Origin of the sequence: Peptoniphilus sp. oral taxon 836 str. F0141 (assembly GCF_000179335.1) — a bacterium.
Classification (GTDB): domain Bacteria; phylum Bacillota; class Clostridia; order Tissierellales; family Peptoniphilaceae; genus Peptoniphilus_A; species Peptoniphilus_A lacrimalis.
Genome location: NZ_AEAA01000089.1, coordinates 57,286 through 79,109, shown reverse-complemented (window position 1 = coordinate 79,109; position 21,824 = coordinate 57,286). Strand labels below are relative to the sequence as shown.

Sequence of the window (21,824 nt, the reverse complement as noted above, 5' to 3'; positions counted from 1 at the left end):
TAAATCTATTTTTTTAAGGTCAAGTGTATTATAATAAAGATAATGGGAGTGATAATATGTTAATGACAAATTTTTTACAAAAAAGGAAATCTGTTAGAGATTTTAAAAATAAGAAAATTCCTGCAGATGTATTGGCTAAAATAAAAGAGAATATGAAAGTAATAGATAATCTAGATGCGATGGCTAAATTTTATCTATTTGAAAACGGTAGCATAATTTATAAAGGACTGGACGGAAAAGCCGGCTATAATGGAGTTATGATTGAAGCGCCCCACTACATAGGTCTTGAATTTAATAAAGACTCTGAAATAAATATTCTAAAAAGTGGATATTTGTTAGAAAAACTAAACACCGAAATTGTTAATTTGGATTTAGACACCTGCTGGATAACTGTTTTTGCAGTAGATGACAATACAAAAAAATCATTATTTGGTGAAAATGGTGCAAATATTGATTATCTAATAGCTATAGGTTACGGTAAAAAGAAAAAATTATTTGATTTAGCTGTTACTCAAGAAAGACTTTCTGTTGAAGAGATAGTATCTAAAGGCAGTTTATCAGAACCTATAACAGCCGAATTTCTTGAAAATAGGGGACTTTTTGACTTGTTCTCCTCAATCAGATATGCACCTAGCCACAAAAATTTCCAACCATGGAGATTTATGATAAAAGATGAATCAGTTTATGCCTATATGGTCAAAAAAGAAGGAGAAGACAAAGCTTCATTAATAGATATGGGAATAATTTTATTCTACTTTGAAGAAATGGCAAAAACAATTGGCATAAGTCACAAATGGAATATTGAATTAGAAGATAAAGGAGAATATCTACAAGTAGGTAATTTTAAATTATAATTCATAAAAAAATAAAATAAATATTTTCATTAAAATAGGGACGCTGACTGAGCAGTCCCTATTTTTATTCCCCATCTTACTTTTTATACTTAATATAGTCTTCTATTATTAGAGGTATCTGAATTACAGTTAAAAATATATAGCAAAGACTATAATTTATATTTTCATATGACATACTATAAGAATCAAAAAAGCTCCCAGTCTTATAACTGAGAGCTTGAAATAGCTAAAATTATTTATTTTCTTCTTTTTCTAAAACTGCTGTTGCCGTTTTTGTGGAAGGTTCAGCTTGAGTTTCTTCTTTAGCTTTTTGAGCTGCAAGCTTTTTTGCTTCCATTTCTTTTTGTTTTCTTTCCTTTTCTCTTTCTTTCATCTTAGCAACTCTGTCCGGATATTCACAGAAAATTGCTCCTGTAGGACATACTGAAACACACTTGCCACAGTTGATACATTTTTCATAGTCAATTCTTGCCAAGTTATCTTCAACATGAATTGCATCTTTAGGGCAGTTCTTTTCACACATCTTACATGATATACATCCAATGTTACAGTTAGCTCTTACAATCTTACCAACATCATTAGACATACACTTAACAACTGTTTTAGATTTATAAGGTACTAATTTAATTATTCCCTTAGGACAAATATTAATACACTTCATACAAGCTACGCACTTTTCCTTGTCTACTTGTGCAACTCCATTTACCATATGTATGGCATCAAATTCACAAACAGATACGCAAGTTCCTCCGCCACAGCACCCAAATGTACAAGCTTTTTGTCCTTTTTGAAAATCTGAAATTAATCTGCAATCAACAAGGTCATGATAATCATATTTATTTTTAGCCTTACCACAAGTTCCTTGACATAAAACACAGGCTACATTTCTTTCAACATTTCCTGCATTTACACCCATTAGTTCTGCAATTTTTTCTGCTGTATCATTACCACCAATAACACATCCATTTACTGGTGCCTTACCACTACATATGGCACTTGCCATACCGTCACATCCTGGAAAACCACATGCACCGCAGTTGGCACCAGGTAGGGCATTTCTTACTGCAATAACCTTAGGGTCTTGTTTTATATAAAATATTTTTGAAGCTACTGAAAGAATTACCCCAAAAAATGATCCTGTAATTCCCAAAAATAAAATAGGATATAAGATTGATTTTAAGTCCATATTCTCCTCCTATACCAATCCGCCAAAACCTGAAAATGCTAAAGCCATTAGGCCTGCACTAACAAGTGCTATAGGAACTCCTTGCAAAGCTTTAGGTACATTACCAATGGCAAGTTTTTCTCTTAAACATGACATAAAAAGTAATGCAAGAGTAAAGCCCACAGAAGCACCAAAACCTGAAAATATTGTTTCTATTAAATTGTATTCTTTTTGAATGTTTAAAACTGCTACACCAAGCACAACACAGTTTGTTGTAATAAGTGGAAGGTAAACCCCCATTGCCGTGTACAGAGCGGGCGATGCCTTTTTTATAAACATTTCAACAAATTGTACTAAAGATGCAATAACAAGAATAAATGCTATTGTCTGTAAGTAAGCAATATTTAAAGGATTTAGTATAAAAATTTGAATCATCCAAGTTAAGGCAGAAGCTAAAACAACTACAAATGTTACTGCAATTCCCATACCAATTGCTGTATCAACTTTTGCAGAAACTCCCAAGAAAGGACATACTCCCAAAAATTGTGCAAATACGTAATTATTAACTAAAATTGTAGATACCAATATTACAAAAATACTCTTTAACATCAATCTGCCCTCCTTGTTAATAAGTTTTTAAAAGCTGCTATAACAAAACCTAAAAGTATGAAGGCTCCAGCAGGAGCAGCTAAAATCCCAATTCCTGGATAGATTTCTTTTGGTATAATTTGAATGTTTAATAAAGATCCATATCCAAAAAATTCACGGACAACACCCATTATTAAAACAGCCAATGTATAACCTACTCCTGTTCCTAAACCATCCACTAATGATGGAATTAATTTGTTCTTATAAGCGAATCCTTCAGCTTCACCTAAAATACAACAGTTTACAACTATTAATGGTAAAAATATACCAAGAGCTAAATAAATTGGGGTTGCATAGGCTTGCAAGATCATTTGAACTAATGTAACGAAAGTTGCAATAACAACTATAAAACAAGGTATTCTAATTTTATCTGGTATAACATTTCTTAATGCTGAAACAACTCCATTTGACATAATAAGTACAAAGGTTACTGCAATTCCCATTGAAACAGAATTTACAACATTGTTTGTAATTGCAAGAACTGAACAAAGACCTATCAATTGAATAAAAGTCGGATTGTTTTTGAGCATGGCATCTGTAAATACTTTACTTAATTTCAACTTCTCCACCTACTTTCCTTCTTTTAAATACTTATTATAAACATCTATAACTGCATTATCCCCTGCAAGGACTCCCTTAGAAGTTACTGTTGCACCAGTAAGCCATGGAATTTGATTTTCCTTATCTGGGTTTGGTGATAATTCCACAGGACCCGCAGCAGATTTTCCTTCATAAAGCGGATAATACTCTTCAGTCGTTATTCTCGTACCGAAACCAGAGGTTTCTTGATTTGAAATATTTCTAAAACCAGCAATTTTATCACCATCTAATAAAATTCCTATAGCATTTATCATATCTCCACCGAAACCTGTTGCCTTAAAGTTGATGCCATAACCAACAACTTTGCCATCTTTTTGGGCTATAAAAATTTTATCAATTGCTTTGTTTTCTTCTTTTATTTTATTAAGTTTATCTTGGTCATATTCTTTGAAATCATCTGCTGCATCTCCAAATATTGATTCATAACTTGCAAGAGCTTTTTCAAGTTCTGCTTGAGCAATAATTGGGGCCGTAAACCCATTTGCTACTGACAAAAGACCGGCGGAAAATACACAGAAAAATAAAAGAATTAATCCAAATTTAATATGCTCTTTCATTTATTTGACCTCCCCGTAAGCTTGGGTTCTTGTAAATTTATCAATGACAGGTGTGCAAATATTCATAAGACATATTGCATATGAAACACCTTCAGGAAGAGATGCTTTAACTCTTATTATGGCTGTTAAAAATCCACAACCGATAGCAAAAATTATTCTGCCCTTTTTAGTAATTGGATTTGTAGCATAATCTGTTGCCATAAAGCAAGCTCCCAAGATTAATCCTCCTGCCAAAATTTCATAAGGTATAACATCAATAGGTATTCCCAAAATAACAAGGGTAATGGCACATACTCCAATATAAATTACAGGAATTTGAACTGAAACAACCTTTCTTATAACTAGATATAAAAATCCAAGTAAAAGTAATATTGAAGATGTTTCTCCTATAACTCCACCAATATTACCTATAGCCATATTAAAAAGTGATGGCAATTTTTCATAAGCTCCTGAACCTATTAATTTTAATGGAGTTGCAGCACTTACCATATCAACTTGACTTAAAGAGCTAACTCCATTTTTAACCATCTCAGGGCTAAGATAATCAGTCATACGTTTTGTCCAAGAAGCCATAAGCACAAGTCTTCCCGCCAAAGCTGGATTCATAAAGTTAAATCCTATACCACCGAAACATTCTTTTACTATTAAAATTGCAAATATATCTCCAAAAATAAGTTCAAATACTGGCATTGTAATAGGTACATTGAAAGCAATCAATATTCCTGTAACAACGGCAGATAAATCACCTATTTGAATGGGTTTTTTAAGTAATTTTTGAGTGACATATTCAGTAAGAACACAAGCTAAAGATGACACACATATTAAAAATAAAGACCTCATACCGAAGAAATAAACTGAGCCAATAATTGCTGGTACAAGTGCAATTATCACATCTAGCATAATCTTTCTAACGGTATCATTAGACCTAATATGTGGTGCCAGTGAAACAAAATATTCGGAACCAGTCACTTCTTTTTTTAAATTATTTTCCATTTGCTCCTCCTATTTCCTCTTTGCTCTTTGAGCCATCTTTAATTCACGCTTAGCAAGCTTTGTTGATGCTGATAAGTGTCTTTTTGCAGGACATACAAAAGAGCATATTCCACACTCCATACATTGATCTGCATGAAGTTCTTCACAAATATCTAGTCTGCCACGTAAAATTGCTGCATTTATATCTGTTGGGTTGATATTAGCTGGGCAATGATCAACACATCTTGAGCATCTGATACATGGACTTTCTTCAATAGAATTTTCTTCCTTGTCTGTAAAAACTAAGATACCGGAAGTAGTTTTGGTAATGGGAGAATTCAAATTAAAGACAGACTTACCAGTCATTGGTCCGCCACAAATAATTTCTTTATAATCTTCAACAACTCCACCACAGAAATCTAAAATTTCTCCTACTGGAGTTCCTATTTTTACTAATATATTTTTGGGTTCTTTAATACCTGAACCACTAACAGTTATGACACGTTCATAGGTTGGCTTACCTTTAACCATTGCTTCAGAAAATGCAAGTGTTGTTCCAACGTTTGTTAAAAACAAACCAACATCATTTGTAACCCCATTTTGTGGTACAATTCTACCAATTACCGCTTCAGATAATCTCTTAGAATCACCTTGAGGGTATTTGGTTTGACATCCTACAACTTTCAAGTGAGACCAGTTTGGATGTTTTGAAATAACTTCTTCCATTTTTGCTATGGCATCTGGTTTATTTTCTTCAATCGCCATATATGAAACCTTTTGATTATAAAAGAAAGAAAATATATCTAAACCTTCTAATATTTCTTCAGTTCTTTCTAACATAATCCTATGGTCGCATGTTAAAAATGGCTCACATTCAGCCCCATTTATTATACATTCATCTAATGGAGGATTTTCACCTTTCAGCTTAGCATGAAGAGGAAAACCAGCTCCTCCCATTCCTACGATTCCCATATCCTTCACAAAAGGAATTAAATCATCAACAGGATGTTCTCTGTAATCTAAAAATGGTTTGAATTCAACTTGTTCTCCAAGACCATCATTTTTAATGATTACACAGTCACAATACCTTGCATCAGCTGTGTACATTTTTTCAATACCAATTACCTCTCCTGAAACACTGGCATGAACAGCAGCTGAAATAAAAGCATCAGATTTTCCCACAATTTGACCAACTTTAACCTTATCGCCCTTTTTTACAGTAGGTGTATTTGGGGCACCTATATGCTGAGACATAGGTATGTAAACAATTTCAGGATCCGGCATCCTCTCAATTGCAATTTTCTCAGTTAAAGTTTTGTGTTCGTCCATATGAACTCCGCCAATAGAAAACGTGAGATTTCTTGAACTCATAAAACTTCACCCCTTATTTAACAAATAAATAATAGCTATTTAATAATAACTTTGATTTCATTATAGCACTAATTTTTCATTATGTATATGTAAAATAATAAAAATATCACTTTATAAACCCCTAAGTGTTCTAATTTATAGTCTTTATCATAAATAAGAACAAAAAATTTTTTTAATTTATCTATTAGAAAAAATAAATACATGGTTAAAATCCCCTATTTTTTTATATTTTTTTAAATACTAATTGATAGAAAATAATTTTGTTGAAATCGTTTTTTGAAAATTTCAATCAATTAAAAAATCCAAAATAAATTAATTTTGGATTTTCTATATAATAATTATTCAATTATTGACTTAATTTTTTGATATATTAAATCTATTGCCACATCATTATAGCCGCCTTCAGGAATTATTATATCGGCATATTTTTTTGATGGCTCAATAAATTGTAGGTGGGCTGGCCTAACAGTTTTCATATATTGATAAATAACAGAATCCAAAGACCTTCCCCTTTCCTTTATATCCCTCAAAATTCTTCTGATTATTCTGACGTCTGAATCTGTATCAACAAAAACTTTTATATCTAAGAGATTTCTTATTTCTTCCTCTGATAAGATGAGTATTCCTTCTAAGATTACAACTTCCTTAGCCTCAACTAAAAGTGTCTCTTTTTTTCTGTTATGAAGTCCAAAATCATATAGTGGTTTTTCTATACTCTTTCCAGATTTCAAATCTTTTAGATGCTCAATCAAAAGTTTGTTATCAAAAGCAAAAGGATGGTCATAGTTTGTTTTTACTCTTTCTTCAAAGGAAATATTAGATTGGTCTTTGTAATATGAATCTTCTTCTATTACTGCTACATTTTCTTCCTTTATAAGTTCGACAAGTTTTTTTGTTACAGTTGATTTTCCACTTCCAGTGCCGCCTGAAATTCCAATCAATAATGTTTTATTCTTCATCTGCTCGTCTCCTAATTAAATATCCTTTTTTTAGAGGATATTGAGATTTTATCTTAAAAATTTGTTTAGCTTTATTTGCTACATCTATTTCATTATCCTTATCATCAGTCATATAATCAAGCTTTAATTTAAAATCTTTAATGCCTGGTCCAAAAATTTCTACATCTGTACCCTTAAATACCCTAGACCTTTCTTCGACTGTGGCAATCTTAGAATTTTCATCATAATCTAGAACTATACCTATAAAATCATATTCTCTAATATATGAATTTGTTTCATAAACTTGAGAATTTTCATTTGCCTTATTATAGAAAAATCCAGTTGTAAAATCTCTATGAGAAACTTTTTTTATTTCTTCTAAAAGGTAAGGGTCAAACTTATAATTTTCAGGGTCTTCATAGTATTTATCTATAGCCATCCTATATGATCTTACTACTGTTGCAAGATAATATTCACTTTTAACCCTACCCTCAATTTTTAGAGATTTAATTCCAGCTTCAATAAGATCTGGTATATGTTCAATCATGCAGAGATCTTTTGAATTCATGATAAAAGTTCCTTCGTCATGCTCTTCCAATTGGAAATATTCTCCAGGTCTTTTTTCTTCCATTAAATAATATTTATAACGACAGGGCTGAGCACAATCTCCCATATTTGCATCACGACCTGTCATATAATTTGATAATAAACATCTTCCAGAATATGACATACACATAGCACCATGGGCAAATGTTTCAATATCAATCTTATTTGCGCACTCACCTATTATCTCTTTAATCTCTTTTAAAGAAAGCTCTCTTGCAAGCACAACTCTTTGAGCTCCCATTTTTTGCCAGAAACTTACTGTTGAAGAATTTGTAACTGAACCTTGAGTAGAGATATGAATAGGAAGCTTTGGTGCTGCCTCGTGAATTCTCATAAACATTCCTGGATCTGCTACTATAAGGGCATCAACGCCAATTTTTTCCAAATCTTTTACATATTCTTCTAAACCAACTATATCTTTGTTGTGTGGGATTATGTTTAAAGTAACATGGATTTTTTTCCCTCTTTCATGGGCAAAATCAGCACCCTCTTTTATTTTATCAAGAGTGAAGTTTTTTGATGCTTTTCTTAACCCAAAACTCTCTCCACCAAGATAAACAGCATCTGCCCCATATTCTATAGCTGTCTTTAATTTATTTATATCACCCGCCGGTGCTAAAAGTTCTATTTTATCCATTAGCTCTCCTAACTAAAAGTAATCCATCACCAATCGGAACAATTGATGATATAAACTCATCATTTTTTTCTATTTTTTCTAAAAATTCTCTTAAGCGTCTGACTATTGTAATTTTTCTTCTTATTACCAAATCATCATTTGCAATCATACCTTTAAATAATACATTATCGCATATTATTAAACCATCCTTATTAAGATGATTTATGGCTTCTGCAAAATAATTTTCATATTGACCCTTTGCAGCATCTATAAATATTAAATCAAATGAATCTCTGGTCTTATTCAAAAAGACATAGGCATCTTCTAAAAAAACTTTTATCTTATCTTCTAAAGAAAAATCTTTAATATTTTCCATAGCAATTTTATACATTTCTTCTTTTATTTCTACACTAATATATTTTTCGATAAATGGTGAAGATTTTGTAAAAGAAATTGCAGAATATCCAATAGCTGTTCCAAGTTCTAAAACACTTTTAGGTTTTTTTGTAGAAACCAAAAATTTTATCAACGATTCTGTTTCTTCTTCCACTATAGGTACATGGTTGTCTTTTGCATATTCTCTTAATTTTTTTAGTTTTTCATCTTTGTCAACTATAAGTGACCTTATATAATTTTCAATATAATCATAATTTACATTTGTCATTTTATCACCATTTTATTTAGCATTAATCTATGCATTATGAAAAATTTATAAAGCTTAAGCCCTAAAGATAAGTTTTTTTAAGGACAAGACCTTTAAAAAAAGGAATCTAATGATTCCTTAAACTTCCATAATTATTGGCAATATCATAGGATTTCTTTTTGTAGCCTGGAATATAAAAGATTTTAGTTCTTCTCTTATTTCAGTTTTTAAAGTAGTCCAATCTTTTAACTGTTTCTTTGTTGAGCTATCTAAAACTTTTTTAACTACAGACTTTGAATCCTCGATTAGATCACCTGATTCTCTAACATAAACGAAACCTCTTGAAATAATATCAGGTCCTGAAATTATTTCTCCGCTGCTTGATATAGATACAACTACAATTACAAGTCCATCTTCAGCCAAGTGTTTTCTATCTCTTAGAACAATATTTCCTACATCGCCTATGCCTAAACCATCGACTAAGACATTACCACTTGGAACATCACCAACTAATTTTGCTCCATCTTGACCTATTTCTAAACAGTTACCATTTTCCATAATAAAAATATTCTCAGGTTTTATCCCCATCTGTTCAGCTATTTCAGAGTGCTTCATTTGATGTCTTACTTCCCCGTGGGCAGGTATAAAATATTTAGGATTAACTAAATTTAAAATAAGTTTTAGTTCTTCTTGGCAAGCATGGCCTGAAACGTGAATTTCTGAAAGTGTTTCATAAATAACTTCAGCTCCGCTTTCAAGAAGCCTATTTATAACTTTTGACACATCGGTTTCATTTCCAGGAATTGGATTAGCTGAAAGAATGATCGCATCATTTGGTGTGAGTCTAATCTTTCTATGTTCACCATAGGCAATTCTTGTCAAGGCACTCATGGGTTCGCCTTGAGAACCTGTAGTTATAAGGACAAGTTCTGAATCATCATACTTACTCATATCTCTAATATCTACAAGAGTTCCCTTTTTAACCTTCAACTGGCCAAGCCTAACGGCAGTTTCTGTAACATTAACCATTGACCTACCGGAAAGTACAACTCTTCTTCCATATTTTTCAGCAGAATTAATTATTTGTTGGACTCTGTGGACATTTGATGCAAAAGTTGCAATTATAATCCTATTTTCTGTTAATTGCATGAATAGACGGTTGAAAGTTTCTCCAACTTTTGATTCACTCATTGTGTAACCTTCACGCAAAACATTAGTAGATTCCCCAATCATAGCTACAACACCTTTTCTACCAATTTCAGAAATTCTCGCCAAATCTATGGGCTTTCCTGAAATAGGTGTCATATCTATTTTAAAATCTCCACTGTGATATACATAACCAAGAGGTGTCTTTATGGCAAGGGCTGTAGAATCAGGAATTGAGTGATTAACTCTTATCCATTCGACTTCCATTTTCCCAAGTTTAACAGTATCGCCTGCATTAACTACATGCAATCTTTTTTTAGATAAATTGTGTTCTTTATATTTATTTTCTAACAATCCAATTGTAAGAGGCGTTCCATATATATCCATATCTAACTTTTTGACAACATAAGGAATAGCTCCAATATGATCTTCATGACCATGTGTCAAAACAAGTCCTCTTATTCTATTTTTATTTTCTACAAGATAAGTTACATCAGGAATAACCACATCTATTCCTAACATCTCATCTTCAGGAAAGGTCATACCGCAATCGACAATAATAATATCATCTCTGTACTCAATTACAGTCATATTCTTTCCTATTTCATGTAATCCCCCTAAAGGAATTATCTTTAGCTTATTGCTGTTTTTCATCTACATCTCCTAATTTCTTTTGGCAGTCTTCGCAATAACCTATAAATTTAAGAGAGTGATCTATGATTTTAAATTTGTATTTTGTTGTAATTTCATTTTCAATTGCTTCTAATTTATCAACATTAACTTCAGTAATTTTTCCACAATTCAAACAAATAAGATGATGGTGCCTATGACCGGTTGATGAAAGTCTTAATTCATACCTTACAATATTATCCTCAAAGGTAATTTGGTCAAGTATTCCTAATTTATGAAATAATTGTAAAGTCCTATATACTGTAGCAATACCAATTTCAGGATTATCTTTTGATATGAATTTATAAACTTCTTCTGTTGTTAAGTGATCCTTAACATGGTCTACAAAAACTTTAAAAACTGTATCCCTTTGCCATGTGTACTTATAACCGTGTTCTTTTAAAATATCCTTAACCTTAAGTGCATTTAATTCCATACTATCACCTATTGTAAATTCTCGTTCAAAAGTTCTTCATAAACTTTTGATGCCTCTTCTAATTCTTCATCATCTATACCCTTAAGAGCTTCTTCTCCATTTTTATCAGTAAAAACTTTTAAAATATAGGTATAAGAATCTTCATCTTCAGCAGGGTGCATGGCAACATATGAGGTATTATCAATCGAAAATTTCGCATCAATAATAAATTCACAAGCTCTGCCTTTTTCATCATAAAATACTGTTTTTTCCATCATTACCCCCATCTGAAGAATCCATATACGTTTTAAGAATAAAAGCTGCCGCTATCTTATCAACATATTTTTTTCGATTTTCTCTTCTCACTGAAGCTTCCATTAATACATCCTTAGCCATAAGTGTCGTCATTCTTTCATCAACATAAACAAGTTCTAACCTGAATTTATTTTTTAATTTTTCTGAAAATTTTTGAACCATCTGACAAGTAGGACCGAGAGTATTATTCATATTTTTTGGAAGACCTACCACTATTTTCTTAACATCATATTTTTCAATTAAATCATGAATCTTGTCATACGCTTCTTTATTCGATGTTCTTTCAATAGTTTCTAAAGGTGTTGCTATAGTAAAAGTTTCATCACTAATCGCTACCCCTATCCACTTTTCTCCAACATCTAAGCCTAAAACTCTATTCATTAGATCACAACCTTATAGGTACATATTAAATATGTAAATATGAGATGGCAAAACCATCTCATATCCTTTCTAAATAAACTTTTAACATTTCTTTTAAAAGCTCATCACGCTCAATATCTTGAATTATGGACCTTGCATTGTCATGGCTGGTTATATATGTGGGATCACCAGACAATATATATCCAATAATCTGATCAACTGGGTTATAGCCTTTTTCTTCCAAAGCATTAAAAACTGTCTTTAAAACTTCCTTAATTCTTGACCTTTCCAATTTTTGCTTTTCAAATACTTGAGTATTCGTATCCTTTTGATCCATAACTACCTCCAAGTAAATTATATCATAAATAAATTATAATTGTATACTAAATTAGACCTTCTAAAGTTTTTAAGGCTTCAGAAACCTTTCCTAAATCACGACCACCGGCTGTAGCCATATCGGCTCTACCGCCTCCGCCGCCTCCGCAAACTTTAGATACTTCTTTTATAATCTTACCCGCAGAATAACCATTAGAAACTAAATCTTTTGAAAGTGCACAAACAAAATTTAGTTTTCCGTCATTTTCAGTTGCTAATAAAACTACAACAGAATTTAACTTGTTTCTAACCATATCCGCTATATCTCTTAAAGAATTAACATCTTTATCTTTAAATTTATGTGTTAGATAATTAATTCCATTCTTTTCTTTAACTTCATCCAAAATATTAGAAAGTTCATCCTTATCTGAAGAATGTTTTAAACTATCAATGGCTTTGTTAAGTTTTTTGATTTCATTTAAGCTAGAGCTTATTTTTTGTAAAATATCAGTCTTATTAGCCTTTAATTCATGTGCTATTTCATCTCTCAAATTAAGAGTGTCATTAAGCATTTTATAAACAGCAGGACCAGTAACACCTTCAATTCTTCTTACACCACTAGAAACACCACTTTCTGATAAAATCTTAAACATAGAAATTTCAGAAGTGTTTCTAACATGAGTTCCACCACATAGTTCTATTGAATAATCTCCCATGGAAAGAACTCTAACTATATCTCCATATTTTTCTTCAAAAAGCCCAACAGCACCAAGTTCTTGTGCGTGTTTTGGATTAGTAACTGTAGTTGTTACGCTGAGAGCTTCAAATATTTTTTGGTTGACCCTCTCTTCAACTTTTTTTATTTCTTCTTGGCTCATAGCTTGATAATGAGTAAAGTCAAAGCGTAGTCTATCAGCTTCAACAAGAGATCCTGCTTGATTAACATGATCACCTAAAATTTCCTTCAAAGCTTTGTGAAGAAGATGTGTTACAGAGTGATTTCTTCTAATATTATTTCTTCTTACAACATCAATTTCTGCAAAGCATGGACCCTTAGTAACTTCTCCATCTAAAACTTCAACAATATGAAGGTGCAAGCCTTCTCTTGTTTTTTTAGTATCGATTACCCTACACTTGAAATCATCGCCATCAATATAACCGGTATCACCGACTTGACCGCCACCTTCTCCATAGAAAGGAGTTTTATCTAAAATCAAAACTGCCTTTTCTTCTGGTCCAATATTTTGAACTTCAGTATAATCTTTAAAAATTCCAATAATATTTGCTTGACACTTATCTTCTTCATATCCAACAAATTCATTTTTAAATTTTGTAAAAACACTTTCGTCTGTATGGGAATCCCAACCAATATTAGTATCTTTATGGGCATTTCTAGCTCTTTTCTTTTGTTTATCCATGTAGTCGTTGAAACCATCCATGTCCATTTCAAAGCCCTTTTCAGTTAATATTTCTTTAGTTAAATCTGGTGGAAAACCATAAGTGTCATAAAGTTTAAAGGAATCTTCTCCGCTTAAAATCTTTTCATTTGAAGATTTTAATTTTTCGATATATGAATCTAAAATGTTCATACCAGATTCAATGGTCATTTGGAATTTTTCTTCTTCACCCTTTATTACATCTTTAATTCTTTGGCTATTTTCTACAAGTTCTTTATAATTTTCTCCCCAAGATTTAATAATGAAATCACAAAGTTCATATAGGAAAGTTTTTTTAATTCCTAAAAGCCTACCGTGACGAGCAGCTCTTCTGATAAGACGACGTAAAACATATCCTCTTCCTTCATTAGATGGTCTTACAGTATCACCAACTAAAAAAGTTATAGCCCTTATATGGTCTGTTATAACCCTTGTGGAAACATCAAGTTTTTTATCAGTTCCATATTTATAGCCTGAAATCTTTTCGATTTCATTGATAATTTCAGTTATTGCGTCAATTTCAAAAATATTATTAGTCCCTTGTAAAACTGTAGCAATTCTTTCAAGACCCATACCTGTATCAATATTAGGGTGAGAAAGCGGAGTATAATTTCCCTTTTCATCCTTATCAAATTGAGTGAAAACAAGATTCCATACTTCTATAAATCTGTCGCCTTCACCACCAGGTCTTTCATCAATAGAGCCGTACTTAAGTCCTCTATCGACATAAATTTCAGTACAAGGACCAGACGGACCGACTTCAAGTTCCCAAAAATTATCTTCCTTACCTAAGCGAATAATTCTATCTTCAGCAATACCTATATCATTTTTCCAAATATTAAAAGCTTCATCATCATCTTTATATACAGTAACCCATAAATCATCTTTGTTAATTTCTAAATTTACTGTTAAAAATTCATAAGCCCAAGGAATTACTTCTTTTTTAAAATAATCTCCAAAGGAAAAGTTGCCGAGCATTTCAAAAAAAGTTGCATGTCGGTCCGTTTTTCCAACATTATCAATATCCCCAGTCCTAATACACTTTTGGCAAGTGGTTACTCTTTTACCAGGAGGAGTGGCTTCTCCTGTAAAAAATTTCTTCATTGGCGCCATACCCGCACCAATTAATAAAAGTGATTTATCATTCTTAGGAATTAATGAAAAGCTAGGAAGGACTTTATGTCCCTTCTTTTCAAAAAAACTAAGGAATTCTTTTCTAATTTCATGTAAGCCCAAATTTTTCATTCCACACCTCATCTAAAAAACTCCTCTAAAGAGTAGCAAACAATAATTATAAATAATTATAAAGTTTTTGAAAAAAAAAGTCAATTTAAAGGATTAAATCCCTAAAAATATGATATTATTTATACAAAAAAATATCAGCCACATCCTATAAGGATGGACTGATAGGCAAAACTTTTCACACCAGCATGTAAAGCTAAATAAAAAGCTTGCGTATTTATGTTTTTATTTAACTATCAAAGATGGGAATTTAATATAACCTTTTAATGCTTGACTTCTCTTATGTGTCTATTCTTATGTAAATAATCACCCTATTTTTCATTATTTCTATATTTATGCTTATTATTCTACACTCATTTTATATAATTCACTATACTCCTCAGAATTTTTTATCAGCTCATTATGAGTTCCAACTCCACTAATCACACCATCTTTTAAAATAACAATCTTATCTGCCTTATCTACATAAAGGATAAGTCATTATCACAATAACAGTGCGATACTAATCAAATCTTCCAAGAAACATAAACTCTCCAGTGAAGAAAGACAGTAACATCAGATTTTTCAAGTAGAAAGATCTATATAGAACATATAAATCGCTATTTAAAAAATTTTACATTTTATTTTCTCGCTATAGAAGTAGACAAAGAGGGTTTGCTTTGCGTATTTCTTTAATTTGTAGTATTTATAATCTCCAACATTACGCCATGAAACAGAGTTCTTATAATTTTATCCCATATTTTTACTTTTTATGATACATAATAATATTTTCAAAACTAAGTAAACTCAATTTTTCAAGGTCTCCAAATGACCGCTTTTATTTTCTCTAAATACGCTAGATCTCAAGAATGGAATTGATATAAGGAGTAGTATAATCGTTTGAACAGCTAATCCTTTATATCCAAAAGCAATGACAAATAACCCCCATGCAGACATCACAGTATGCAAACCATGAATCAATACCATACACCATATACTGTGTGATTTTTCATAAAAATATGCAAACCAGATTGCATAAAATATTTCTGTTATGATTCTAAGCGTACATACAAATAGAAAATAGAATTCGAATGTATATCCGAAAGATTTGATAATCTCCGGCATCACCATAAAATACTCATTATTAAAATGCCATATTGCCCAAATGACTCCAAGTAAAACCACTCCACCTATTTTCCCAAATTTCTTTTGTAATCTTGGTTGCAAAAAAAATCTCCAACCATACTCTTCCCCAAATAATGTACAAAAACCAAAAATCGGCATCAATATATATACAAATCCAGGTCTAGAAATGGAACTGTCCTCTGTCAATGTTTTTAATAGCACATCAACACTAATATATTTACCTTGATAGTAGACGGTCTTGAAAAGGTCCGTATAAGAATAAAGTAAGTAAGCACTCAAAAATGTAACCGTAGATACAATCAATATTAAAATCATATAAAGAAACAACCATTTTAATGTTTTTTTGAAATTTCCTCCTCGTAACCCCCATTTTTCAGCAACTTTTTTATTCTCATTAAATAATAGCATTAAAAAAATGACTACTGAAAGATCAATAAATAGCTCTGCATAGACACTATAGATGATTCCCAAACAAACTAAACCGATTATAATAGCACCACAGATTATGTAGAAATGAAAACTACTTTGTGGATAATTTTTATATTTTAGTTTAATTGTAATCATAGCCGCCATAGCTGGAGTCAGAGTCTGAGTAGGATTAATTTGAAAATATTGCCCCATGAGTTTAAAATATGCTGCTGCACAAGTCAAAAGAAGTACCATAATAGATAGTATCATAAGAAAAAGCACTACATCATCAATTTCTTGAACACTCCTCATAAAAATTTGACAAAACTTGCTACACTGATCTGTATCAGGATTTTCTTCAGGTGTTACTATAAGGTAATTCGATGTATCTTGAATGCATTGATCTTGAACAAAATTATTTTCCTCACCAACATCTTCATTCAAATATAATTTTTTATCCATATCCTATCCTTTGTATATTTTCTAAATACCATCAAAAACGTTTTATCCATCCCTATATAAATAATAATTCGAAGCAGAATTATCACTTATTTTAATCCCAAGTTATTCAAAATAATAATTCTAAAAAATCTATTTAACATCTAATTTGTACACCATTTCCATTTCTTAAATGACAAGATCCTACTGGGTGATCTTTTGTTGGTGTTGGACAATCATCTGAACATTTTCCTTTAGTTCAATTGTTTGTACAATTTTTTTCACTAATACATACCACACAACTACCACTTGGACAAACAAGTAAAGAAAGTGTTACTGTTGTAGTTGTTGTGCCCATAGTCTCATCCCCTGTGTCACTTGTAACCTTCATATCAAGATCAAAATCTTCATATTTCCCCATGACTTCCTCATTTTTAATTTTTCTGCTCCGAAATTATTATTTTCACCTTTTTATCTCTTTGTATGCAATCATACAAAGTATGTTTTAGTATACCATCTGTAATGTCTATCCATTTTATTACTAAATAAGTCATCCTCTATAGCAGATAATTTCAAAACTCCTGCTTTTTTACGTAAAACATCTTTATTCAATCGTAAAAGTAATAAATTATCACTCTCATTTTATTCACTAAATATCTTTCCTTTTTAATTTAACTTCTTCTCAGTAAATACATCTGTTTTCAAAAAAAATATGGCTATAAATGTAAAAACTATGAAAGATACTCCTAAATCCATCCAATCTCCGGAATACAAATCTTGAATTCCACCCTGCTTCACAGCCACAATGCCCGCAATTGCATTATTTATAGAATGAAATGATACAACACACCATAGACTACCTGATTTTTCATAAAAATATGCAAAAACAATACTTAGAAAAATACAACCTGTAATTTGGTGTGTAACAGCATAAAAGAAATTTTCCGGTGTGGAATAATAAAATAAAACCAGTGGTAAATGCCATATTCCCCATATCACTCCAAGAAGTATCACACCTTTTATTTTACCAAACTTTTTCTGCAAACGAGGCTGAAGAAAAAAACGCCAACCGTACTCTTCACCAAAAAAGAAAGGTACATACAAAAAAACCATCGGTATCACAAGTATTTCTGCCAACCAAAATTTATAGTCAAGTATATACAACACAAAGTCTATATTTCCGCACAAAATTCCCACAACTATCATGATTATATTTTTCAGAACAATGAAATAACATGTATATTGTATTATTTTCTTGAAATTAAAATCGGAAAGTTTCCACAATTTCATTAACTCTTTATTTTCTTCCATCTTGTTTTCTTTGTATATGAAAAAAATCAAAAAGAAATTTGTTAGCCCTACTATGATTGGAAAAATATTTCCAATAAGTGATTCTCCATTGAAAAGCCACCCGACAATACCTAAATCAGAAGGTAAATCAATTCCCATAAAAATCGATATTACCACATACAGAAAAATTAAAAATGCTGTTACTTGATAAAAATCAAATATTTTTTTAGGGTATACTTTTGTTTTGTCCCACTTAACAGTAAGAATAACGGATAAAGCCGGTATCAACATCATAACATAACCTGCCATCCGTATATTTGAACCTGTATAATATCCATATGCTATAGCAATTCCTATAATCAGAGTTAAAATAAAAACTACCGTCAAAAAACGACATATATCTCTACCATCTGCTGAAAATTCAATTTTATCTTCCATAATTTTTTCACCTGTAACTTTCATATCTAGATCAAAATCTTCATATTTATTCATAATTTCCTCCTTATTATTCGCTCTGCTCCGAATTTATTATTTTCAACTTTTTATCCCTTTGTATGCAATCATACAAAGTGTGTCTTAATATTCCATATGTGTATGATTCAAATTCTCTTGTGCCATTCAATCTGTTACAGCACATATGAATTAAACTTAACCTAATATCGCTTATATCATTTGTTAAATTTCTCTTACTCGAAAGCTCGGACATCGCACTATCAACTATGCTACTTCTTTGAACACTTTCTAAAATGCCATCAAGAATTTTCATATATTCTTTCCTTTTCACTTTGTATTCTTTTCGATAACTATTCTTATTTGTTACTTTATCAAGAAGTTCATACATTTCATTTTTATCTTTGACTAACTGTCCTAAAAAATAGGATACTACTAAAAAATATACTTTTTTAACTACTTTAGAATCAGTCATGTCATTATTAGCTATAGTTCTAATTACAAACTCACTATTTTCAAAAAATATATTTTCAATAAATTCTATTAAATCTGCTCCACCATATCTATTATTCTCTCTATGATATTCATTAATTGTATAAGTTCTTAAAATATCAATATTCTTAACTTTTGAAAGCCAGTCTTTTACATATGAGAATTTATCAAATGCTTGCTTTGCATTTTTATACTTAATTCTTAACCTGATATGTCTACCTGTTTCATCAAAATATCTAATAAAAAAGAATTTATCAATAAATAGTTTTCTTTTTTCATTCTCTAACATGATTGAAAAATCGTTCTCCATTTCTTCTGGAGTATATATTTTTAAATATACCCAACCATCTTCAAATGGTGCTAGTATCCTATTTTTATTTTGAATACCTATATTTTCTTTAAGGGTAATTTGTTCAATCTTATCTTTATTTTTATAATTTTTTTCTGTACTATAAAATGAAAATATACATTCTAATGCGTAAGAATTTCCATATATATCTCTAGCAATTTTATTATTAAACAGATCAGCCTCTATAGCAGATAATTCCAAAATTCTTGTTTTTTTATATTCCTTATAAAGGATTTCCATAGTAATATCTTTATTTGCTTTTAAGAGTAATAGATTATCATTTTTACACATATAAAAATATTCTGGTAAATTATAGCGTTTAGAAAATTGTTTAAAACTATTTACAAAATCCATGTAACTTATTTCATCTGATAGATTTTCTCTAAATAACCATTTTTCAGATGAGATTTTTATATCTTCAACAAATATTTCAGGAGTATATGTATATTTATTCATTGATAAAAGTGCCAATCTATTTACAATTCCTAACTCATTTTCATCATTTGATATATCTTTAATTAAATTAAATAACTTACTATTTATCTGTGGATTAAGCATTTTATCCGTTATCATTTTGCATAATTTGTTTTTTGAAATAGATTTAAGATACATTCTATTGTTTTCTGTCATTCCGCATACTAAATCAGCCAGAAGTATATACTCTGAGTTGTTATTGAAGGGCATACTAAGTGCTAAAGTATAAGGGTAATTTCTTTGACTATTTAAAAGATTTGTGAATCTTCCCTTACTTGGTATTTCTATTAAATCTACATATAAATAATCATCACCTTTTGCATATTCATATATTTTATTATATTTCTTAAATTTATCTTCTTTAAAAACTCCAGAAAAACGTTGGAAAGATTTCCCTGCTTCATTAGCACCAAAATTCGCACCTATTTTCATTTTAATTTCATAATCTTTATAAATCATTATGTTCATATCAAAAGATTTCGAAAAGTTAGCTTGTTCATTTAATACAAGATTTTTAAAATCATCTTTATAAAGATAAACTCTTTTTTCTCCATTAAATAAAGCTTCTTGCACTTTATTATCTACTATATTTGTTATTTTTGTGTCTTGAGAACTTGGATTGTATTGATTTTCTAAATAGTATGACAACCCGTTAAAACCAGCAGGATCTAAAAGTTGAATAAGTGGAACTTCTACACCTGTCCCATATTCTTCTTGAAATCTATTCTTAAAATCTTTAAGTGACGAAAATGTTCTTGATTCTACACTAAAACTTCTAATTACTTCGACAAAATTTTCCAGTTTGTTTTTTATTGAAATAGGAAGTTCACAACTTTTCAAATTCATACCAGTATTCACATTTAAATATAATTCATTCTTATAAATTTTCTTCATAATATTAGTTATTTTTTTAAGAAAATTTATCCCTCCCCCAAACTTTTCATAGTTTTTAATTTCATTGATAATTTCTAATAATTTAGCTTGCAATTCTTCGTTTAAATTATTTTTTTTCAAAACTGAAAGTATATATAAAATAGGATTTTCACAATACGCTGGAATCCTAAGCTCTGTAAGTATTCCTTTTCAATTAATAGATTTATTGTATCAATGATTTTTTCTCTGGGAACGTTTTTATAATAGTTATCAACAATACCTATCAATTTAGAGTATTTTTCAAAACTCACAGTATTATCTTTATAATTTGAATAAGTTTTGTAAATCTTATACTTGTATTTTTGTGTTCATTTAATCTATTTACACCCTGATTAACAAAATTAGGATTTCGAATTCTACTAGATGTAACATAGGTGCTTTTATTCCATACAACAGAAATTCTATCTAATACATTCTGATCTCTTTGAAGTTCATCTACTAATTTATATATCCAAGAATAACTAACTAATATTTTTTATCTGGACTATTTAACTTTTCAATGCAAGATTTGTCATCAGAAGAAAAACTACCTAAAGCTACATTCGCCATTAACCCAAAAGAAGTCGTTCTAGAAGAAGCACGTATTAGATATTTATAAAGGCTTATAAAAGTTGCTTGATCTTTTTTATCATCTTGTCCTATTTTTAAAATTGCATGATATAAAGATGGACTAGATATATAAAGTGCCTCAAGCATATACTCATCAAGACCTAATTTTTTTATAATTCCATACTTCTTTTTTATCTACAGTATATAAATTTTCAGCTACACTTAGTGGGAGTGCTGGTGTTCTGATCATAAATATATCATGGCATAAGTAAGTCATATAAATCCCTCTTTTTTTATAAATAATAAATATTTTTTTTGAAATTGTTTTATAAATATTATTTGCTATTTAATCATTTATTAAATTTTTAGTCTATCTCTTGCTAAGAATAAAATGTTTTTAATGATCCATTATATTTTTAATATTTTTGAAAACCTTTTATCATAACTT

At 30.4% G+C, this 21,824-nt stretch carries 22 protein-coding genes; 1 reads left to right on the top strand and 21 read right to left on the bottom strand.

Annotation, left to right across the window (positions count from 1 at the left end; all coding sequences use genetic code 11):
* Positions 1-56: 56 nt before the first annotated feature.
* Positions 57-854 (top strand): nitroreductase family protein, encoded by a 798-nt coding sequence (locus HMPREF9131_RS04170; RefSeq protein WP_009345537.1) that lies wholly within the window; start codon positions 57-59, stop codon positions 852-854.
* Between the two features lie 232 nt (positions 855-1,086).
* Here the strand turns inward: HMPREF9131_RS04170 and HMPREF9131_RS04165 are convergent, their stop codons facing one another.
* The 21 genes from HMPREF9131_RS04165 to HMPREF9131_RS08880 form a co-directional block, all read right to left on the bottom strand.
* Positions 1,087-2,040, bottom strand: a complete 954-nt coding sequence (locus HMPREF9131_RS04165) for an RnfABCDGE type electron transport complex subunit B (protein ID WP_009345615.1) — start codon at positions 2,038-2,040, stop codon at positions 1,087-1,089.
* Between the two features lie 9 nt (positions 2,041-2,049).
* On the bottom strand, positions 2,050-2,628 hold the full coding sequence (rsxA, locus tag HMPREF9131_RS04160) for an electron transport complex subunit RsxA (RefSeq protein WP_009345562.1): 579 nt from the start codon (positions 2,626-2,628) through the stop codon (positions 2,050-2,052).
* Positions 2,628-3,227: an electron transport complex subunit RsxE gene (gene rsxE / locus HMPREF9131_RS04155; RefSeq protein ID WP_009345501.1), complete on the bottom strand. Its 600-nt coding sequence runs from the start codon at positions 3,225-3,227 to the stop codon at positions 2,628-2,630. Before rsxE ends, rsxA begins: the two co-directional genes overlap by 1 nt.
* A gap of 9 nt (positions 3,228-3,236) precedes the next feature.
* On the bottom strand, positions 3,237-3,824 hold the full coding sequence (locus tag HMPREF9131_RS04150; RefSeq protein WP_009345577.1) for an FMN-binding protein: 588 nt from the start codon (positions 3,822-3,824) through the stop codon (positions 3,237-3,239).
* On the bottom strand, positions 3,825-4,817 hold the full coding sequence (locus tag HMPREF9131_RS04145) for an RnfABCDGE type electron transport complex subunit D (protein WP_009345624.1): 993 nt from the start codon (positions 4,815-4,817) through the stop codon (positions 3,825-3,827).
* Between the two features lie 9 nt (positions 4,818-4,826).
* Complete coding sequence (gene rsxC / locus HMPREF9131_RS04140; protein ID WP_009345594.1) at positions 4,827-6,167, bottom strand: electron transport complex subunit RsxC; 1,341 nt, start codon at positions 6,165-6,167, stop codon at positions 4,827-4,829.
* A gap of 338 nt (positions 6,168-6,505) precedes the next feature.
* Positions 6,506-7,126 carry a uridine kinase gene (udk, locus tag HMPREF9131_RS04135; RefSeq protein ID WP_009345498.1) on the bottom strand — a complete coding sequence of 207 codons (621 nt, stop codon included), beginning with the start codon at positions 7,124-7,126 and terminating at the stop codon, positions 6,506-6,508.
* Positions 7,116-8,348 carry a U32 family peptidase gene (locus HMPREF9131_RS04130; RefSeq protein WP_009345601.1) on the bottom strand — a complete coding sequence of 411 codons (1,233 nt, stop codon included), beginning with the start codon at positions 8,346-8,348 and terminating at the stop codon, positions 7,116-7,118. Before HMPREF9131_RS04130 ends, udk begins: the two co-directional genes overlap by 11 nt.
* Positions 8,341-8,991 (bottom strand): O-methyltransferase, encoded by a 651-nt coding sequence (locus HMPREF9131_RS04125; RefSeq protein WP_009345491.1) that lies wholly within the window; start codon positions 8,989-8,991, stop codon positions 8,341-8,343. Before HMPREF9131_RS04125 ends, HMPREF9131_RS04130 begins: the two co-directional genes overlap by 8 nt.
* Before the next feature lie 117 nt (positions 8,992-9,108).
* On the bottom strand, positions 9,109-10,770 hold the full coding sequence (locus HMPREF9131_RS04120) for a ribonuclease J (protein ID WP_009345557.1): 1,662 nt from the start codon (positions 10,768-10,770) through the stop codon (positions 9,109-9,111).
* A complete protein-coding gene (locus tag HMPREF9131_RS04115; RefSeq protein ID WP_004825476.1) occupies positions 10,754-11,221 on the bottom strand; it encodes a Fur family transcriptional regulator in 468 nt (155 codons plus the stop codon). The genes HMPREF9131_RS04120 and HMPREF9131_RS04115 overlap by 17 nt, the downstream gene beginning before the upstream one ends.
* An 8-nt stretch (positions 11,222-11,229) precedes the next feature.
* The gene (locus HMPREF9131_RS04110) at positions 11,230-11,475 is read right to left on the bottom strand and encodes a DUF1292 domain-containing protein (RefSeq protein WP_004825628.1); all 246 of its coding nucleotides are present in this window, start codon (positions 11,473-11,475) and stop codon (positions 11,230-11,232) included.
* On the bottom strand, positions 11,453-11,896 hold the full coding sequence (gene ruvX / locus HMPREF9131_RS04105) for a Holliday junction resolvase RuvX (RefSeq protein WP_004825457.1): 444 nt from the start codon (positions 11,894-11,896) through the stop codon (positions 11,453-11,455). The genes HMPREF9131_RS04110 and ruvX overlap by 23 nt, the downstream gene beginning before the upstream one ends.
* A gap of 58 nt (positions 11,897-11,954) precedes the next feature.
* Complete coding sequence (locus HMPREF9131_RS04100) at positions 11,955-12,212, bottom strand: IreB family regulatory phosphoprotein (protein ID WP_009345551.1); 258 nt, start codon at positions 12,210-12,212, stop codon at positions 11,955-11,957.
* Positions 12,213-12,258: 46 nt separating this feature from the next.
* Positions 12,259-14,883: an alanine--tRNA ligase gene (gene alaS / locus HMPREF9131_RS04095; RefSeq protein WP_009345617.1), complete on the bottom strand. Its 2,625-nt coding sequence runs from the start codon at positions 14,881-14,883 to the stop codon at positions 12,259-12,261.
* Positions 14,884-15,654: 771 nt separating this feature from the next.
* Positions 15,655-16,863, bottom strand: coding sequence for a CPBP family intramembrane glutamic endopeptidase (locus HMPREF9131_RS04090; protein WP_009345529.1), 1,209 nt, complete (start codon positions 16,861-16,863; stop codon positions 15,655-15,657).
* A 235-nt stretch (positions 16,864-17,098) separates the two neighbouring features.
* Entirely contained in the window at positions 17,099-17,260 is a 162-nt protein-coding gene (locus HMPREF9131_RS08360) for a hypothetical protein (RefSeq protein WP_009345626.1), read from the bottom strand.
* 245 nt (positions 17,261-17,505) lie between these two features.
* Entirely contained in the window at positions 17,506-18,621 is a 1,116-nt protein-coding gene (locus tag HMPREF9131_RS04085) for a CPBP family intramembrane glutamic endopeptidase (RefSeq protein ID WP_009345592.1), read from the bottom strand.
* A 13-nt stretch (positions 18,622-18,634) separates the two neighbouring features.
* Positions 18,635-20,971 carry a lantibiotic dehydratase gene (locus HMPREF9131_RS08885; RefSeq protein ID WP_083794620.1) on the bottom strand — a complete coding sequence of 779 codons (2,337 nt, stop codon included), beginning with the start codon at positions 20,969-20,971 and terminating at the stop codon, positions 18,635-18,637.
* A gap of 103 nt (positions 20,972-21,074) precedes the next feature.
* Positions 21,075-21,299, bottom strand: a complete 225-nt coding sequence (locus HMPREF9131_RS08950) for a lantibiotic dehydratase (RefSeq protein ID WP_156780671.1) — start codon at positions 21,297-21,299, stop codon at positions 21,075-21,077.
* Entirely contained in the window at positions 21,293-21,523 is a 231-nt protein-coding gene (locus HMPREF9131_RS08880) for a lantibiotic dehydratase (protein WP_009345567.1), read from the bottom strand. Before HMPREF9131_RS08880 ends, HMPREF9131_RS08950 begins: the two co-directional genes overlap by 7 nt.
* Between the last annotated feature and the right edge of the window lie 301 nt (positions 21,524-21,824).

Bases quoted from the DNA above. Each gene is read 5' to 3' on its own strand.
- HMPREF9131_RS08360 (WP_009345626.1), bottom strand. From the start codon at position 17,260: ATGGGGAAATATGAAGATTTTGATCTTGATATGAAGGTTACAAGTGAC.
- rsxA (WP_009345562.1), bottom strand. From the start codon at position 2,628: ATGTTAAAGAGTATTTTTGTAATATTGGTATCTACAATTTTAGTTAAT.
- HMPREF9131_RS04100 (WP_009345551.1), bottom strand. From the start codon at position 12,212: ATGGATCAAAAGGATACGAATACTCAAGTATTTGAAAAGCAAAAATTG.
- HMPREF9131_RS04120 (WP_009345557.1), bottom strand. From the start codon at position 10,770: ATGAAAAACAGCAATAAGCTAAAGATAATTCCTTTAGGGGGATTACAT.
- HMPREF9131_RS04165 (WP_009345615.1), bottom strand. From the start codon at position 2,040: ATGGACTTAAAATCAATCTTATATCCTATTTTATTTTTGGGAATTACA.
- HMPREF9131_RS04170 (WP_009345537.1), top strand. From the start codon at position 57: ATGTTAATGACAAATTTTTTACAAAAAAGGAAATCTGTTAGAGATTTT.
- HMPREF9131_RS04085 (WP_009345592.1), bottom strand. From the start codon at position 18,621: ATGAATAAATATGAAGATTTTGATCTAGATATGAAAGTTACAGGTGAA.
- udk (WP_009345498.1), bottom strand. From the start codon at position 7,126: ATGAAGAATAAAACATTATTGATTGGAATTTCAGGCGGCACTGGAAGT.
- HMPREF9131_RS04125 (WP_009345491.1), bottom strand. From the start codon at position 8,991: ATGACAAATGTAAATTATGATTATATTGAAAATTATATAAGGTCACTT.
- HMPREF9131_RS04150 (WP_009345577.1), bottom strand. From the start codon at position 3,824: ATGAAAGAGCATATTAAATTTGGATTAATTCTTTTATTTTTCTGTGTA.
- HMPREF9131_RS04130 (WP_009345601.1), bottom strand. From the start codon at position 8,348: ATGGATAAAATAGAACTTTTAGCACCGGCGGGTGATATAAATAAATTA.
- HMPREF9131_RS04110 (WP_004825628.1), bottom strand. From the start codon at position 11,475: ATGGAAAAAACAGTATTTTATGATGAAAAAGGCAGAGCTTGTGAATTT.
- rsxC (WP_009345594.1), bottom strand. From the start codon at position 6,167: ATGAGTTCAAGAAATCTCACGTTTTCTATTGGCGGAGTTCATATGGAC.
- HMPREF9131_RS04115 (WP_004825476.1), bottom strand. From the start codon at position 11,221: ATGGAATTAAATGCACTTAAGGTTAAGGATATTTTAAAAGAACACGGT.
- ruvX (WP_004825457.1), bottom strand. From the start codon at position 11,896: ATGAATAGAGTTTTAGGCTTAGATGTTGGAGAAAAGTGGATAGGGGTA.
- alaS (WP_009345617.1), bottom strand. From the start codon at position 14,883: ATGAGGTGTGGAATGAAAAATTTGGGCTTACATGAAATTAGAAAAGAA.
- HMPREF9131_RS04090 (WP_009345529.1), bottom strand. From the start codon at position 16,863: ATGGATAAAAAATTATATTTGAATGAAGATGTTGGTGAGGAAAATAAT.
- HMPREF9131_RS08880 (WP_009345567.1), bottom strand. From the start codon at position 21,523: ATGCTTGAGGCACTTTATATATCTAGTCCATCTTTATATCATGCAATT.
- HMPREF9131_RS04145 (WP_009345624.1), bottom strand. From the start codon at position 4,817: ATGGAAAATAATTTAAAAAAAGAAGTGACTGGTTCCGAATATTTTGTT.